Origin of the sequence: Streptomyces europaeiscabiei, from assembly GCF_001550375.1 — a bacterium.
Taxonomy (GTDB): domain Bacteria; phylum Actinomycetota; class Actinomycetes; order Streptomycetales; family Streptomycetaceae; genus Streptomyces; species Streptomyces europaeiscabiei.
The window spans coordinates 1-15,123 of the sequence record NZ_LRTR01000435.1 but is presented as its reverse complement, the minus strand read 5'-3'; the positions used below and the strand labels follow the sequence as shown (position 1 = coordinate 15,123).

Annotated in this window: 15 protein-coding genes; 8 read left to right on the top strand and 7 right to left on the bottom strand. The window is 71.9% G+C overall.

Going from position 1 to position 15,123, the window contains the following annotated elements:
* Positions 1 to 211 precede the first annotated feature (211 nt).
* Together AWZ10_RS21150 and AWZ10_RS21145 are read left to right on the top strand one after the other, a co-directional pair.
* On the top strand, positions 212 to 691 hold the full coding sequence (locus AWZ10_RS21150; protein ID WP_037693183.1) for an anthrone oxygenase family protein: 480 nt from the start codon (positions 212 to 214) through the stop codon (positions 689 to 691).
* Between the two features lie 155 nt (positions 692 to 846).
* Positions 847 to 2,334 (top strand): glutamate synthase subunit beta, encoded by a 1,488-nt coding sequence (locus AWZ10_RS21145; protein WP_046709750.1) that lies wholly within the window; start codon positions 847 to 849, stop codon positions 2,332 to 2,334.
* Positions 2,335 to 2,563: 229 nt separating this feature from the next.
* On the opposite strand, the gene AWZ10_RS21140 is transcribed toward AWZ10_RS21145, so the two are convergent.
* Positions 2,564 to 3,073 carry a carboxymuconolactone decarboxylase family protein gene (locus AWZ10_RS21140; RefSeq protein WP_079104419.1) on the bottom strand — a complete coding sequence of 170 codons (510 nt, stop codon included), beginning with the start codon at positions 3,071 to 3,073 and terminating at the stop codon, positions 2,564 to 2,566.
* Positions 3,074 to 3,249: 176 nt separating this feature from the next.
* Here AWZ10_RS21140 and pdxR point away from each other — a divergent pair, with 176 nt between their 5' ends.
* The 3 genes from pdxR (at position 3,250) to AWZ10_RS21125 (ending at position 5,581) form a co-directional block, all read left to right on the top strand.
* Positions 3,250 to 4,662, top strand: coding sequence for a MocR-like pyridoxine biosynthesis transcription factor PdxR (gene pdxR, locus AWZ10_RS21135; RefSeq protein WP_060891813.1), 1,413 nt, complete (start codon positions 3,250 to 3,252; stop codon positions 4,660 to 4,662).
* Between the two features lie 209 nt (positions 4,663 to 4,871).
* Positions 4,872 to 5,213 carry a PEP/pyruvate-binding domain-containing protein gene (locus tag AWZ10_RS47905; RefSeq protein ID WP_267893582.1) on the top strand — a complete coding sequence of 114 codons (342 nt, stop codon included), beginning with the start codon at positions 4,872 to 4,874 and terminating at the stop codon, positions 5,211 to 5,213.
* On the top strand, positions 5,135 to 5,581 hold the full coding sequence (locus tag AWZ10_RS21125; protein ID WP_319062331.1) for a phosphatase domain-containing putative toxin: 447 nt from the start codon (positions 5,135 to 5,137) through the stop codon (positions 5,579 to 5,581). Before AWZ10_RS47905 ends, AWZ10_RS21125 begins: the two co-directional genes overlap by 79 nt.
* Before the next feature lie 277 nt (positions 5,582 to 5,858).
* Here AWZ10_RS21125 and AWZ10_RS21120 read toward each other — a convergent pair whose 3' ends face one another.
* From AWZ10_RS21120 to AWZ10_RS21110, 3 genes are all read right to left on the bottom strand, one after another.
* Positions 5,859 to 6,674, bottom strand: coding sequence for an SAM-dependent methyltransferase (locus AWZ10_RS21120; RefSeq protein ID WP_079104418.1), 816 nt, complete (start codon positions 6,672 to 6,674; stop codon positions 5,859 to 5,861).
* Between the two features lie 79 nt (positions 6,675 to 6,753).
* A complete protein-coding gene (locus AWZ10_RS21115; protein WP_046709659.1) occupies positions 6,754 to 7,032 on the bottom strand; it encodes a DUF397 domain-containing protein in 279 nt (92 codons plus the stop codon).
* 9 nt (positions 7,033 to 7,041) lie between these two features.
* Complete coding sequence (locus tag AWZ10_RS21110) at positions 7,042 to 7,902, bottom strand: helix-turn-helix domain-containing protein (RefSeq protein WP_046709658.1); 861 nt, start codon at positions 7,900 to 7,902, stop codon at positions 7,042 to 7,044.
* Positions 7,903 to 8,188: 286 nt separating this feature from the next.
* Between AWZ10_RS21110 and AWZ10_RS21105 the strand changes: the two genes are divergently transcribed.
* From AWZ10_RS21105 to AWZ10_RS21095, 3 genes are all read left to right on the top strand, one after another.
* On the top strand, positions 8,189 to 8,986 hold the full coding sequence (locus AWZ10_RS21105; protein ID WP_079104417.1) for an ATP-binding protein: 798 nt from the start codon (positions 8,189 to 8,191) through the stop codon (positions 8,984 to 8,986).
* Positions 8,977 to 9,447, top strand: a complete 471-nt coding sequence (locus AWZ10_RS21100) for a hypothetical protein (RefSeq protein ID WP_162948456.1) — start codon at positions 8,977 to 8,979, stop codon at positions 9,445 to 9,447. Before AWZ10_RS21105 ends, AWZ10_RS21100 begins: the two co-directional genes overlap by 10 nt.
* 344 nt (positions 9,448 to 9,791) lie before the next feature.
* A complete protein-coding gene (locus tag AWZ10_RS21095) occupies positions 9,792 to 11,828 on the top strand; it encodes an ABC transporter ATP-binding protein (protein ID WP_046709657.1) in 2,037 nt (678 codons plus the stop codon).
* A 2-nt stretch (positions 11,829 to 11,830) separates the two neighbouring features.
* Here the strand turns inward: AWZ10_RS21095 and AWZ10_RS21090 are convergent, their stop codons facing one another.
* The 3 genes from AWZ10_RS21090 to AWZ10_RS21080 all read right to left on the bottom strand — a co-directional run.
* The gene (locus AWZ10_RS21090; protein WP_037693204.1) at positions 11,831 to 12,016 is read right to left on the bottom strand and encodes a hypothetical protein; all 186 of its coding nucleotides are present in this window, start codon (positions 12,014 to 12,016) and stop codon (positions 11,831 to 11,833) included.
* 518 nt (positions 12,017 to 12,534) lie between these two features.
* Positions 12,535 to 13,935 carry an amidohydrolase gene (locus AWZ10_RS21085; protein ID WP_060891811.1) on the bottom strand — a complete coding sequence of 467 codons (1,401 nt, stop codon included), beginning with the start codon at positions 13,933 to 13,935 and terminating at the stop codon, positions 12,535 to 12,537.
* Positions 13,936 to 14,046: 111 nt separating this feature from the next.
* Positions 14,047 to 15,123: FUSC family protein (locus AWZ10_RS21080; protein ID WP_167365973.1), on the bottom strand; the 1,077-nt coding region annotated here is incomplete at its 5' end.

Genomic DNA, 15,123 nt, shown 5'->3' with positions numbered 1-15,123 from the left:
GAGCCCGTGTACTTGGCGATCAGCGAGCGCAGCTCGGACGTGACACCGGCGATCCGGGAGGGGACAGCCGTGTCCGGGTCGCCTTTGGACGCTCGCGTATGGGCCCGCGTATCTCGGCCATGGTGACTGTGACCGTACGGATGTTCACTTGTGGTGACGGAGGGTGGAGTGCAGGATCGTTTGGATTCGGGGGATCGAGGTGGGAGCGGACATGATCGATGGGCCGTACTTCGTGCTGACGGTGCTGGGCCTGCTCGGGACGGGGATCGTGGCGGGTGTGTTCTGCGGATTCTCGACGTTCGTGATGAAGGGGCTGGCGTCGTTGCCGCCCGCGCAGGGCGTGGCGGCGATGCAGGCGATCAATGTGAGCGCGCTGACACCGGCGTTCATGCTCGTGTTCGTGGGGACGGCGGTGCTGTGCGCCGTGCTGGCCGTCGTGACGTTCGTGCTGTGGCCGGACGCGGGCAGAGTGGAACTGCTGCTGGGCAGCGCGTTGTATCTGTTCGGCTGTTTCGGCGTCACGATGGTGGCGAACGTGCCGCGCAACGACACGCTCGCCAAGCTGGAGGCGGGCACGGCGGAGGCCGCCGCCTACTGGCGTGAATACGTGAGCCGGTGGACGATGTGGAACACCGTCCGGGCGATCGCGTCGGCCGCCGCGGCCCTGTCGTATCTGCTGGCGCTCGCCTGAGGCGGTGGCGGCGGGCGCGTCGTATCGTGGCGGGAAGAGAGCGCCGTTACACGGCGTGCAGCCTCGCGCTTCGCGCCCCGGACCCTCATGCCGATCCGAGTCCGCCGGTGTACGACCGTGCCCGTACGCGTACGCCATACGTGAGGGAGACGGCCATGGCCGATCCCAAGGGTTTTCTGACCACCCCGCGCGAGGAGTGGCCCCGCCGGCCCGTGGAGGAGCGGGTGCGGGACTGGGACGAGGTGTATGTCCCGGGGGCGCTCCTGCCGATCATCAGCAAGCAGGCCGACCGCTGCATGGACTGCGGGATCCCGTTCTGCCACGAGGCCTGTCCGTTGGGGAACCTGATCCCCGAGTGGAACGACCTCGTGTCGCGGGAGGACTGGCGGGCGGCGAGCGACCGGCTGCACGCCACGAACAACTTTCCCGAGTTCACCGGGCGGTTGTGTCCCGCTCCGTGCGAGGCGGGGTGTGTGCTGGCGATCAACCAGCCCGCGGTGACCATCAAGAACGTGGAGGTGGCCATCGCGGACCGGGCCTGGGAGGACGGTTTCACACCGCCGCGTCCGCCCGACCGGCTGTCCGGGAGGACGGTCGCCGTCATCGGCTCCGGGCCCACCGGGCTGGCGGCGGCCCAGCAGCTGACCCGGGCCGGGCACACGGTCGCCGTGTACGAACGGGCCGACCGGGTCGGGGGGTTGCTGCGGTACGGGATACCGGCGTTCAAGATGGAGAAGCGGCATCTGGACCGGCGGTTGGAGCAGATGCGGGCGGAGGGCACGAAGTTCCGTACGTCGACCGCCGTGGGGAAGGACATCGGCGCGGCCGAGCTGCGGGCCCGGTACGACGCGGTGGTGATCGCCACGGGCGCCACGGCCTGGCGGGAACTGGATGTGCCCGGGCGGGAGTTGGCCGGGATTCACCAGGCGATGGAGTATCTGCCGTTGGCCGACCGGGTGTGCGAGGGGGATCTGGAGGTGTCGCCGATGTCGGCGGCCGGGAAGCATGTGGTGATCGTCGGGGGTGGTGACACGGGGGCGGACTGTCTGGGGACGGCCGTGCGGGAAGGGGCCGCGTCCGTGACGCAGTTGGACATCTATCCGCTGCCGGAGACGGAGCGCGACGAGGACGTCGATCCGTGGCCGACCTATCCGAAGGTCTACCGGCTCTCGGCGGCGCACGAGGAGGCGGGCCACCTCCGGTCGGCGCCGGCGGCGGACGCGGACGCGCGCCTCTTCGCGGCGTCCACGCTCCGCTTCACCGGGGACGAGGCGGGGCACGTACGGGCATTGCACCTGGTCGAGGTGGATGGTCGGCGGCAGGTCCGGCCCGGTACCGGGCGGGACCTGCCCGCCGATCTCGTCCTGCTCGCGCTCGGGTTCTCCGGGCCGGACCGCCACGACGGGCTCATCGAGCAGCTGGGGCTGGCCCTCGATCCGCGGGGGACGATCGCACGGGGGCCGGACTTCGCGACCGCCGTGCCCGGTGTGTACGCCGCCGGGGACGCCGCCCGTGGGCAGTCCCTCGTGGTCTGGGCCATCGCAGAGGGGCGGTCGGTGGCCGCCGCGGTCGACCACCGGCTGACCGGCACGGGGCGCCTACCGGCACCGATCGGACCGTACGACCGCCCCATGACGGCGTAGCCACTGACCGCGGGGCGGGTCACCGACATCGGACGCCGGCCGAGTCGGTTGGGCACCGCCGGACCTCGCCGTCGGATCGCGCCGCCGGACCTCGCCGTCGGATCGCGCCGCCGGGTGATCGCCGCTGCGGCGGAGTGAAGCGCGCGGGATCGGCCCGCTCTTCCGACGGTCGGGCATGCCGGAGCGCCGATGGTGGGACAGGTCGGCGCCGGGGCCGGCGCCGGTCGGTCTAGCGGGTGTCCGTGCCGGCTTGCTTGGCTGTGGAGAGGGCGATGCGGTTCCAGGTGTTGATCGTGAAGATCAGGGCGAGGACGAGGGCCAGTTCGGTGTCGTCGAAGTGGGTGGCGGCTTCGGCGTAGACGTCGTCGGGGACGCCACCGTCGGCGACGAGGGTGACCGCTTCGGTGAGGGCCAGGGCGGCCTGCTCGCGGGCGGTGAAGAAGTGCCGGGCCTCGCGCCAGACCGGGATCATGTGGAGCCGGTCCTCGCTCTCGCCGGCCTTGCGGGCGTCGTTGGTGTGCAGGTGGAGGCAGTAGGCGCAGTGGTTGAGGTGGGAAGCACGGATCTGGATCAGTTCGACCAGGGCCGGGTCGATGCCCTCGCGGGCCGCAGCGTCGAAGCCGATGAGGGCCCGGAAGGCGTTCCGGGCGGACTTCGCGAAGTCGAGGCGAGGGGTCGCGGTCACGGGGCCCGCCGTGGTGGTGCCGGTCATCGCGTTCGTGCTGTTCCTCGTGTTCATGGTGCTCGTGTTCATGGTGCTCGTGCTGTGAGTGCTGTTCGTGCTGTTCGTGCTGTTCGTGCTGTTCGTGCTGTTCGTGCTGTTCATAGCGTCCGTCGTGCTCGCCATGTGCGTCGTGCTCGTCGTCATGACCATGAATCTACGGGGTGGAAAGACCTGCCGTAGGGTGCATTTCCATGGTGGATTCGTGGGTCAATTCGGCGGAGCGGATCGGGGCCGACCTGCATCTCGAACTGTCCGGTGGGGGCGGGCGGCGGGCGGCGTTGATCCGGGCGTTGCGGGACGCGGTGCGTGGTGGCCGGCTCCCTCCCGGGACCCGGTTGCCGCCGTACCGTTCGCTCGCCGCGGACCTGGGCGTCGCGCGCAATACGGTCGCCGACGCGTACGCGGAGCTGGTCGCGGAGGGCTGGCTGACGGCCCGGCAGGGTTCGGGTACGCGGGTCGCCGAACGGGCCGCACCGCTGGGCGCCCCCGCGCGCGTACCCCGGAAAGCGCCTCCACGCGCGCGTGGGCCGCGGCACGATCTGCGGCAGGGCACGCCGGACGCGTCGGCGTTCCCGCGGGCCGCCTGGGCGGCGTCGTACCGCAGGGCGTTGACCCAGGCACCCAACGAGGCGTTCGGGCCGGGTGACCCGGCCGGCCGCAGCGAACTGCGGGAGGCGCTCACCGAGTATCTGGCACGCGCGCGTGGAGTGCGGACCGAGCCGTCGCGGATCGTGATCTGCTCCGGCTTCGCACACGCGCTGCGGCTGCTGTTCGACGGCCGGGTACTGCGAGGGCCGCTGGCCGTGGAGTCGTACGGTCTGGGTTTCCATCGTGAGCTGCTGACGGCGGCCTCCGTACGGACGGTTCCGTTGCCGCTCGACGAGGACGGAGCCCGGGTGGACGGGCTGGGCCGGGAGCGGGCCGTGCTGCTCACCCCCGCACATCAGTTCCCGACCGGCGGGCCGCTGCATCCGGTCCGGCGGGCCGCTGTCGTGGACTGGGCACGTGCGCGTGGCGGGCTGATCCTGGAGGACGACTACGACGGGGAGTTCCGCTACGACCGCAAGCCCGTCGGGGCCGTGCAGGGTCTGGATCCCGAGCGGGTCGTGCACATCGGTTCGGTGAGCAAGAGCCTGTCGCCGGCGCTGCGGCTGGGGTGGATGGTGTTGCCGGAGCAGTACGTCGACGCCGTACTGGCGACCAAGGGCGAGCGGGAGGCGTGGGCGAGCGTGCCGGAGCAGTTGGCGCTCGCGGACTTCGTGGTCTCCGGGGCGTACGACCGTCATGTGCGGCGTGTGCGGCAGCAGTACCGGGCGCGGCGGGACCGGCTCGTCGACGCTCTCGCCGCGCACGCGCCGCATATCGAGGTCACCGGGATCGCCGCCGGACTGCACGCCGTGCTGCGGCTGCCGCCCGGGACCGAGCGGTCGGCGGTGAAGGCGGCGGCCTGGCGGGGTGTCGCGCTCGACGGCCTTGCGGAGTTCCGGCATCCGCAGGCCACGGAGGAGGCGCCGGACGGGCTCGTCGTCGGGTACGCGACGCCCCCGGAGCACGCGTACGGGGCGGCGGTGGAGGCGCTGTGCGGGGTGATGCCGCCCGGATGAGCGGCCTGGGAGGGTCGGCGGGGCGGAGGCCGGCGGACCTGGTCGCCGGGAGGCTCCCGTTCGACAGGAGATCGGCGGTGGGACCATTGGCGTCAGGAGGTCACGTCACCGCTGCCGCCGTGGGGTCCCGCGATCTGGCGGTGATCCGCCCCCATCCTTCGTTCCGTCGTCAGGCGTAGGGCCTCCTCCCTCGCGTCCTCCCACGCGACGTGCACAGCGAGGCGCGCCCGGGTGAGGCCTCTGCGCTGTTGCGCGCCCGGGACGAGCTGTCCCGGCACGGTGCGCGTCCCCTCGTCGTGGGGTCGTCCTCACCGCAGGAGGACACGGCGGAGTCCTCTCTGGCGGGACGGTTCGACTCGGTGCTCGATGTGCGGGGGTGGGAGGAGTTCCGTGCGGCGGTGCGCACGGTGCTCGACTCGGCGCGGCAGCCCGACGGCGACAGCGCGCCCATGGCGGTGCTCGTCCAGCCGCCGTGCCCTCCCCCGCCGGCTACCGGGCGCTCGCCGGCCTCGGCATCGCCACGGTCGTCGACCTGCGCGCCGAGAAGCTGAGCGCCGCCCAGCTCGCCCTGCCGCACGAGGCGGGCCTCGACGTCGTACGGGTACCGATGCGCGACGGGCAGACGCCGGAGCAGGTGCAGCGGCTGCTCGACGCCGTCTCGGAGAGCTCCGGGCCGGTGTTCGTGCACTGCGGTGCCGGAGTCGGCCGTACGGGGACGATGGCCGCGGCCTACCTCGTGAAGACCGGGCAGGAGGACCCGCCCGGAGCGGTCTGGCGCAACCTGTCGGTCGGGCCGCCGTCGATCGAGCAGATCTACTACGGGCTGTGCTGGAGCGGGGCGACCGCGCAGCCGCCGTTGCCGGTGGTCGTGGCGAGCCGCATCATCGACGCACCGCGCCGCATCTGGTCGTACCTGTAGCCGCCGACGCCACCACGGCGTACGGGGACGCGCACCCCGGCGTGCGGAGGGACACTCGTGCCCCGGCGTGCGGAGTTCGCACCATGCCGCCGCGTTGGGACGCCGCGACACCGGAAGGCGCCCCCTTGGCGCCCGATGGCACCCCTTGGCATCCCAAGTTGCCCCGCCCCGCACGAGTACGCACCCAGCCGCACGAATGCGCGGCGCCTGCCGAAAAGCCTGCGCGGCGCCTGCCGAGAGGCCTGCGCCGCGCTTGCATGTGACCGTCCCCGAAGCCCTAAGGCTTGCGCGCCACCGCCCCGTACCCCGGGATGACCCCGTCGTCCTGGCCGGGGACGGGCTCGCCGAGTTCGGGGTGCCAGTGGTGGGGCACCTCGACGCCGGGGTCGACCAGTTCGAGGCCGTCGAAGAAGCGGGTGAACTCCTCGCGGGAGCGCAGGGCCAGCGTGACGCCCGCGGCCTTGAGCTTCTCCGTCGCCGCCTTCGACTCCTGCGGAGTGAAGTCGGCGGTGGCGTGGGTGACGGCCAGGTAGCTGCCGGAGGGCAGTTCGGACATCAGCCGCTGGACCAGGGCGTGCGCGCCGTCCTCGTCGGAGACGAAGTGCAGCAGCGCGATCAGCGAGAGCGCCACGGGCCGGTCGAAGTCCAGAACCTTCTTGGCGCCCTCGATGACGGCGTGCGGGTCGCGCACGTCGGCCTGCAGATACTCGGTGCGCCCCTCCGGCGTACCGCGCAGCAGCGCCGCCGCGTGGGCGAGCACGATGGGGTCGTTGTCGCAGTAGACGACGCTCGCCTCGGGAGCGACGCTCTGGGCGATCTGGTGCAGGTTCGGTTCGGTCGGGATACCGGTGCCGACGTCGAGGAACTGCCGTACGCCGTTCTCCGTCAGCCAGCGAGTGGAGCGCTGCATGAAGGCACGGTTGACCTGCGCCATCACCGGCACCCGGGGGTCGAGGGCCAGCATCTGCCTGCCCATGGCCTCGTCGACGGGGTAGTTGTCCTTGCCTCCGAGATACCAGTCGTACATCCGTGCGGGGTGGGGTCTGCTCGTGTCGATCTCGACGGGGGGAGGCCCGCTCATGACGAACTCCATGGGAATGTGCGGCAGCAGGTGATCAACTCAGGGCCAACATAGGGTCATCGACTGAACAACAGGGAGTGCGCAACAGGCCTCAGGACAAGAGGAAGTCAGCCACCCCCGCCTTGGCGCCCTGGATGAACGCGTTCATCTCGGCGGGCGTGTAGATCAGCGCCGGTCCGTCGGGGTCGGTGGACTGCCGTACGGCGATCCTGCCGTCGGCCAGCTTCATGGCCTCCAGGCAGTTGCCGCCATTGCCTCCGCTCCAGGGCTTGTGCCAGCCCTCGCTGCCGAGTTCCCGGGCGGGCATGCCGTTGTAGACGCGTGTGTGCGACTGCGTGCGCGTGCGCGACTGCGACTTGATGAGTTCCATTCGGTGTCTTCAGAGCTCCTTGCGGAGATCCCGGAGGATCTCCTTCGTGCGTTGTGCCGTGGCGGCCTGCGCCGCCATGCGGTCCATGACCTCGAGGTGGGTCGCCACCTCGGAGCGGTCGTCCAGATAGACGGCGCCGGTCAGGTACTCGCTGTAGACCATGTCCGGAAGTTCGGGCATGGCGAAACGGAACAGGACGAACGGCCCGTACGTGCCGGGGTGCGGTCCTGTGTCGAAGGGGGCGACCTGGAGCGTCACACGGGTCAGTTCCATGGCCTCCAGCAGTCGGTCGATCTGGGCGCGCATGACCGCCGGTCCCCCGACGGAGCGGCGCAGGGCGGTCTCGTCCATCACGAACCACAGCCGGGGCGCGTCCTCACGGGTGAGCAGTTCCTGCCGCTGCATGCGCAGGGCGACATGGCGCTCGATGTCCTCGGGCTTGGTCTGGCCGATGGCGCCCGAGGTCATGACGCCACGTGCGTAGTCCTCGGTCTGCAGCAGTCCGGGGACGAAGTGGGGGTCGTAGCCGCGGATCAGGCCGGCCGCCCCCTCCAGGCTGACGTACATGGAGAACCAGCCCGGCAGGATGTCGTGGTAGCGCTGCCACCAGCCGGGCTTGTTGGCGTCCTCGGCGAGCCGGACGAAGGTCGCGGCCTCCTCGTCGCCGACCCCGTACGCCTTCAGCAGGAGTTGGAGGTAGGGAATCTTGAGGGCGACCTCGGCGGTCTCCATACGTCGGACCGTGGCGGCGGCGACGTGCAGGATGCGGCCGGCCTCCTCACGTCGGATGCCCGCGCGCTCGCGCAGGTCCAGCAGACGTCGGCCGAGAACGACCTGACCGACCGTCGGCGCGGACCGCGGCTCGCTCATCTCGCCCCTCTCTTGTCTGACTCTGCGCTGACCTGCGTCGATTCCCGGCCTGTCCGGTCCTGACAGCCCGGCGGCGCCGCTCGGAGGCCTCGCGCGCCACGCAGGGTCCGTGTACGCAAACGAACACTGTGCGTGCTTAAGAACGTTGTGCGAGGGATTTCCAACTGGCGCCGCTACACGTGCTGTTGCGTGCAGTGTGCCATGACCGTTCAGAGAGTCATACGGCACTCTGCAATTTTCAGAGTGACACTTGCCAAGTGTTCACGGCGGGGCGATAGTGGCAAGCGTGATTCCGCCCCCTGCGCCGTTAGGAACAGACGCCGCCGGAGACCGTGTCGGTCCCGGTCCGGCCGCCGGGGCGCGCCCCGAGACAATTGCCGAGCGCCGGTTTCGGTTCGAGCTGGCCGCGCACCCGGGTGCCGTGGCCCAGGCCCGGCGTGTGACCCGCACCCAGCTCACCGGCTGGGCCCTTTGCGAGGACACCTGCGACACGGCCGCCCTGGTCGTGTCCGAGCTGGTGACGAACGCGATCGTGCACACCGCGAGCACCCAGATCGTCTGCGAGCTGCACGACGGCGACGAGCTGGTGCGCATAGCGGTACGTGACGAGGGCTGCGCTCCGGGTGAGCCGCACCCCTCGCCGCAGCGCCCCGAGGAGGAACACGGGAGAGGGCTGCTCCTCATAGAGTCCCTCTGCCGCTCCTGGGGAGCGCAGCCCGTCGGCCTGGGGCTCCTGGTGTGGGCGGACGTGCCGCGTGGTCTCCTCGCCGGCGCCGTCTCCCCCTGCCTGGGCGCGGGAACGGTCATGGTCACCGGCCTGACGGCGGGCGCGGACACCGCGGCCCGGTCCGATCTGGGCTGGGGCGCGAAGAAACCGCCGACGGAGGACCGGGACGGGGACGCCGAGGCGTTCCGTCTCCCGGGTGCCGAGGGCCGTGCGGGTGCCGAAACCCGTAGGGGTGCCGAGGCTCGCAGGGGTGTGGACGGCCGTGCGGTGGCCTGGGGCCGTCCGGGTGGGCAGTGTCGTACGGAAGTCGAGGTCCGGCCGGACGTCGGGCGGCGGACGGGGGCCGAATGGGTGTGAGCGCGTCGATCGGTCCCGCTCGGCCCCCCGGTGGGGGCAGAGTGGCCCGCGTGGTGAGCCTCGACACCCTGACCCGTATGCGCCGCGCCCAGCGTCCCGCTGCGACGCCCCGCCCCATTCCCCTGCCCGAGGGCATGAACGCGCCCATGGGCCGCGACGCGGTTGCCGTCCCGGCCCGCTTCGGACCGATGGTCCTGCCCCGGCTGCCCCGTGTGGGCTGCGTCTACGCCGACAAGGCGCACTGGTGGTGGATCGTGCCGACCGACTCCGACTACGCACTGGAGTGGCCGGCTCCGGCGCGCTACACCACCGGAGCGCTGGTCTCCGACGGTGCGGACGTGCCCGGGCTGATCCTGCGGCCGGAGGGGGCCATTCCCTATACGCCGCCGATACCGCTGTATCTGGCGTTGTGCCGGGTCACCGGGACTACGCCTTCGTGGTCCCGGACGATGACCGCGTAGGGCTCCGCCGGTGGGGGCGCGTTCCTGCGATGGGGGCGCGTTCCTGCCAGGGGGTGCGCCTCTGGGTGCCCTCCAGGGGTCGGGGGCGGTCGGTCGTTTCGCGGCTTCACGCCGTGGGGGCTGGTCGCGCGGTTCCCCGCGGCCCTGTCAGGGAAGGGACCCTCGGACTTTCCCCCCGCATCCCGCCTTCCCTCACATCCCGGCGTACTTTCTTCCGCCTTTCTTCCGCCTCTTCGCGCCCCGCGTGCTCCGGGTGGGTGGAGGTGTCGTCGTCGTGCGCCCTGGTCGGGGGCGGGATGCGCCGGGATAGTGGCCTGTCGGCGACGACTCGGGGGAGGCCGTGAGTGGGAAAGGCGCGTGACGGGGGCAGCACGCCGGAGACGTCGGAGTCGGAGCTGCTGCTGTTCGGGGGGCCGCTGCGGTACGACATGGGCTGGTCACAGCATGCCAACGCGTTTCTGGAGCTGAACTTCCGCGCGATGGTGCGGCGGCTGCCGTCGCTGCTCGCGTCGAGTTTCCGGCTGGCCTGGCAGGCGGACCGGCGGGCCGCCAGGACCGTGCTGGCCGCCGAGACGGGCCGTGGCCTCGCCCAGGCGGTGAACCTGCTCGCGATGAACGCGATCCTGGCCCGGCTGATCGCGGACGGCACGGTCGAGGAGCGGCTACGGGGAGCCGCCCCCGCGCTCGTCACCATCGCCGCCGTGATGCTGGTGTCCACCCTGCTGCGAGCCGCGTCGACGTACGCCACGGGCCGGCTGGAACCGAAGGTGGAGCGCGTCGCGACCGAGCTGTATCTGGAGCGGGCGGCGGCCGTGGAGCTGTCCGCGATCGAGGACGACGGTTTCCACAAGCTGCTGGACACCGCGAAGTACGGCGCCCAGTCGGCCCGCCGGATGATCAGCTACTCGGCGCGTGTGGTGAACGCCCTGATCTCGCTGACCGCGGCTGCCGGTGTGCTGACCGTGCTGCACCCGGCCCTCCTCCCGCTCCTGGTCACGATGACCCTGCCGAGCGCCTGGAGTGCCCTGACGATCGCCCGCCGCCGCTACACCTCCTTCCACGCCTGGGTGCAGCACGCACGCGCGGGATATCTGATCGGCTCCCTGCTCATCGAGCCGGAGGCGGCCCCGGAGATCCGGGTGCACGGTGTCGGCCCGTTCCTGCTGCGCCACTTCCGCTCCATGTCGGAGACGGCCGAGGCGGAACAGGCCCGCCTGGCCCGGCTTGCGGCCCGTACGGGCCTGTACGCGGCGCTGTGGACCGGGCTGGCCACCGTGGCGACGTACGCGACGTTGGGCGGTCTGCTGCTCGCCGGCGCGATGGCCCTGTCCGTGGCCGGGACGGCGGTCATCGCGATCCGTACCGGTTCCGCCAGCCTCGACACCCTGGTCCTGGAGGTGAACTCCCTGCACGAGGAGGCCCTCTTCGTGGGCGACATGCAGCGCCTGTACGTGGAGGCCGCCAAGCGCGCGATCCCGGAGGGCGGTGATCCGCTGCCCGAGGAGCCGCGCGAGATCCGGGTGGAGAACGTGACCTTCACCTACCCGGGCAAGGCCACCCGGCCCGCGCTCGACGATGTCACCCTGACCGTGCCGCTGGGCAAGATCGTGGCGCTCGTCGGCGAGAACGGCTCGGGCAAGACGACCCTGGTCAAGCTGCTCGCCGGGCTGTACACCCCCGACCAGGGCAAGATCATGTGGGACGGCGTGGACGCGGCGGGCGCCGACCGGCGGCAGCTGGCCGAGCGCATCGCGATGGTCGCGCAGGACTTCAAGCGGTGGCCCTTCACCGCCCGCGTCAACATGGCGATCGGGCGCCCCTCGGCGCCCCTGACCGAGGAGCGGCTCGCCACGTCCGTCGCGGAGGCCGGGGCGCAGGCCGTGATGGAGGATCTGCCACGCGGCCTCGACACGCTTCTGGGCAAGGGGTTCAGCGGCGGGCACGAGCTGTCCGGCGGGCAGTGGCAGCGTCTGGGGATCGCGCGGGCCGCGTACCGGCGCGGGCGCATCCTGATCGTGGACGAGCCGACGGCGGCCCTGGACGCCCGCGCCGAGCTGGAGGTCTTCGAGAAGATCCGCGCCCTGGCGGGAACCGGTCAGACGGTCGTCCTGATCACGCACCGGCTGGCGTCCGTGCGCCACGCCGACCTCGTGCACGTCCTCGACCAGGGACGCCTGGTGGAGTCCGGCACCCCGGACGAGCTGCTGGCCACGGGCGGGGTGTACGCGGAGCTGTACTCGCTCCAGGCCGAGCAGTTCGCGGCGAAGGTGACGACGGGGGAAACCGCCGCGCCGAAGGCGGCGACAGGCCAGGCCGGCGCGGCGAAGGTGCCGACAGGGCAAGCCGCCGCGGCGAAGGTGCCCGCACCGAAGGCGGGGTGAGGTCAGGCCGACGCGGTCACGGCGGTGTCGGCGCCGCGCACGATGACCAGGAACATGTCCGTCGCGATGTCCATCACGACCTCGGCCTGCTGCCCTTCGAGGCGGGCCGCGTGCGCCAACTCCTCCGCCGGCCACGAGCCGCGCGGCCCACCGGCGGGAAAGCGCCCCAGCACCGTTCGCCCGTTCACCCTGCACCTCCATGTCGCGCTGCACCCGTAGCCCGTGATCGCGGCCGGGCAGCTTGTAGATTTAAACGCCAACCATGGGGTGAACGGCTCGCGAAGTGACGGTACTGAGACGTAGTTGACACGAGGTCAACGGCGGATCGTGAGGTACCTCTCAGAAACCACACATTTTGGTGACTCTACGTACCGACTCTTGCACTATTTGTCACTCCTCGTACTCCTCGCACTCCTCGCACCTCTCGCGCTCCTCGTACTCCTCGCGCTCGTCGAGGCAGCAGAGGCGCTCGTCGCCCACCGCCCCCCTCCGACCGCCGTGAGGGCCGGCCGTCCGGCTGCGGCGCGGAGCCCCTCCAGGCCGCGCCCGTAGGCCGGGTACCTGTGGACGCCCCCCGCCCATGCCCATGCGCACCGCAGTCACGGAAGCCCGCGTCCCGCTCCGGGGCGAACACGAAGCGGTGCACGATCAGTTGAGGGTGCCCCCGGAAAAGGGCCGGCAGCGTCGCCGCCGCCCCGTTCGCCGCTCACCCGGGCGGCTTGTCGTAGTCCTGGACGCGCTTGCCGTGGCTGCGGTCGGTGAGTGCGGCCAGGCGGTCCGTGAGCTCCCGTACGGTCGTCGGCACGTCGACGGTGAGCAGCTCCCGGTCGCGCATCAGGAGACGGCCGTCGACGATCGTGGTGCGTACGTCGGCGGAACGGGCGCTGTGCACGAGGGTGGCGGCGAGGTCGTGCACCGGCTGGGTGTGCGGGCCGGTGAGGTCGACGAGGACGATGTCGGCGCGGCGGCCGGGGGCGAGGCTGCCGATCCGTTCCCCCAGCCCGACGGCTCGGGCGCTCTGCAGGGTGGCGTGGTGCAGGGCCTGGCGGGAGGTCAACCAGCGCGGGTCGCCCTCGGTGGACTTCTGCACGAGTGCGGTGAGGGCCATGGCCTCCCACACGTCGAGGGAGTTGTTGGAGGCGGCCCCGTCCGTGGCGAGCCCCACGGGGACGCCGATACGGCGCAGGGCGCGCACCGGGGTCGTGGGCCAGGCGAACTTCAGATAGCCCCGGGGCGCGGTGGCGACGGCCACCGGCCCGGTCGCCCGCTCCAGGACCGGCAGGTCGCGCTCGACGATCCCGGTGCCGTGCGCGATGAGCACGCCCGCGTCGACGCCGAGCAGCCCGGTGCGCTCCAGGACCTCGATGGGCGTGACGCCGTGCCGGGCGAGGCTGTTGTCGGTCTGGTCGCGGCTCTCCGAGGCGTGCAGATGTACGGGGAGGCCGTGCTCGCGGGCGAGGTCGGCGGTCGCCGCGAGGTCGGCGTCCTCGACGGTGTAGGGGGCGTGCGGGGCGAGCGCGGTGGTGATGCGACCGCCGGCCGCGCCCCGGTGGCGTAGTGCGAACTCCAGGGACTTCTGCCGTCCTTCGGGTCCCTGCGAGGAGAAGAAGGCCTCGCCCAGATGCGCCCGCATCCCCGTCTCCTCGACCACGGCGGCGACCGTCTCCATCGAGAAGTAGTGGTCGGCGAAACAGGTCACCCCGCCCCGGATCATCTCCGCGCAGGCCAGCCGGGCCCCCAACTCCGCGTCCCGCGCCGTGAGGTTGGACTCGACGGGCCAGATGACGTCGTTGAACCACTGCTCCGCCGGCAGGTCCTCCGCGATGCCGCGCAGCGCCACCATCGGCGCGTGCGTATGGCAGTTGATCAGCCCCGGCATCGCGACCTGGCCGCGCGCGTCGATCCGTTCCGCCGTGGCGACCGGGGCCGTCTCCTCCGCCGGCCCGATGCTTGCGATCACCCCGTCCCGTACGACGATCGCGGCGTCCTCGACGAAGGCGATCCCCTCGTGCTCGTCGTGGACGAGGGCGGTGCAGCCGGTGATGACGAGATCGGCGGGCGACGGGGACACGGTCGCGCAGGGGGGTGGGGACGGAGGCGGCGTCATGTCGTCACGGTACGACCGGGGTGTGCCCGGGAGGGCCGTGGATCGGGCATCCGGTGGGTGGTGGGAACAGGATCCGGCCGTCTCCGGCGCGCACCGGGCCGGCGTGCGGGCTCAGACGGTCAGCCCTTGCCTCGGCAGTATGCCGGCCATGTCCGGGGCGTCGGGGAGGCTGATGCCGGTGTGCCTGCGGCGGCGTGCGAGTTCGTCGAGGAGTGCGGTGAGCCGCTCGGTGTGGTGGCGGCTCAGCAGTCCGGTGTCGTCGAGGTGCACGGCGCAGGCGGTGGTGGTGTCGACCAGCCGTTCGAGGACGGCGGCGACCTCGTCGGTGCCCTCGGTGTGCCGAGCCAGGGCGGGCAGTTCGGCTCCGGAGAGGGCGATCGCGGCACGGGCCTGGGCGAGCGCGCGGTAGGCCTCGCGGCGCAGGGTCCAGCGGGCGGCCCGTTCGTCGGCCTCACCCGGCAGGGCGGCCCCGACGGACACGGTGACACCGTTGGGGGTGGCCGCGCCGCTCGACAGGGACGTCGCGTTCGCTCCGGAGCCGGCGCCCGGCGCGCGCGACTCGTTCAGGACGTGTGCGAGGTAGGCGTGCGCCGCCGTGCCCGCTTCGGTGAGCCGGGCGCGTACGCCCCCGCCCCGCTGTCCCTTCGGCATCGGCAGGTGGCCGACGATCAGGACGATGGCGCAGGCCAGAAGTGTTTCGGCGATGCGGCTCCAGGAGGCCTGGGGGTCGCCGCCGACCATGACGAGAGCGAGGACGAGGACGGTGACGACGGCGGTCTGGGCGGCGAAGTGCCGGGTGGCGACGGGTATCAGCGCCCCGCTGACCGCGACGAGCGCGATGAGCCCTTCCGGTCGGGGCAGTACGGCGGCGAACCCGGCGAAGAGCACCGCGCCGAGCACGGTCCCCGCGGCCCGGCACAGCACCCGGGACACGAGCGGCCCCAGGTCGGGCTTGACCAGGAAGACGGCGGTCGCGGGCAGCCAGTACCAGTGCTCGTGGTGCAGCACCTGTGCCACGGCCGCGGCGGCCCCGAAGGACAGGGCGACCCGCAGGCCGTACTCGCGTCCCCCGGACCCGAGGCCGAGCCGTACGAGCGACCGGAGGGTTCGGCGGCGGGTGTGCAGGTCGTGTGCGTCGCCGCCCCGGTCGAAGGTCTCGGCGGCGTGCAGGAGCGCGTCGTCCAGGGC

What these genes read in the sequence shown, in the direction of transcription:
- AWZ10_RS21120 (WP_079104418.1), bottom strand. Translation starts at nt 6,674, where the DNA reads ATGGAGTTCGTCATGAGCGGGCCTCCCCCCGTCGAGATCGACACGAGC.
- AWZ10_RS21100 (WP_162948456.1), top strand. Translation starts at nt 8,977, where the DNA reads ATGGGTGTGAGCGCGTCGATCGGTCCCGCTCGGCCCCCCGGTGGGGGC.
- AWZ10_RS21110 (WP_046709658.1), bottom strand. Translation starts at nt 7,902, where the DNA reads ATGAGCGAGCCGCGGTCCGCGCCGACGGTCGGTCAGGTCGTTCTCGGC.
- pdxR (WP_060891813.1), top strand. Translation starts at nt 3,250, where the DNA reads ATGGTGGATTCGTGGGTCAATTCGGCGGAGCGGATCGGGGCCGACCTG.
- AWZ10_RS21150 (WP_037693183.1), top strand. Translation starts at nt 212, where the DNA reads ATGATCGATGGGCCGTACTTCGTGCTGACGGTGCTGGGCCTGCTCGGG.
- AWZ10_RS21115 (WP_046709659.1), bottom strand. Translation starts at nt 7,032, where the DNA reads ATGGAACTCATCAAGTCGCAGTCGCGCACGCGCACGCAGTCGCACACA.
- AWZ10_RS21145 (WP_046709750.1), top strand. Translation starts at nt 847, where the DNA reads ATGGCCGATCCCAAGGGTTTTCTGACCACCCCGCGCGAGGAGTGGCCC.
- AWZ10_RS21085 (WP_060891811.1), bottom strand. Translation starts at nt 13,935, where the DNA reads ATGACGCCGCCTCCGTCCCCACCCCCCTGCGCGACCGTGTCCCCGTCG.
- AWZ10_RS21140 (WP_079104419.1), bottom strand. Translation starts at nt 3,073, where the DNA reads ATGAACACGAGGAACAGCACGAACGCGATGACCGGCACCACCACGGCG.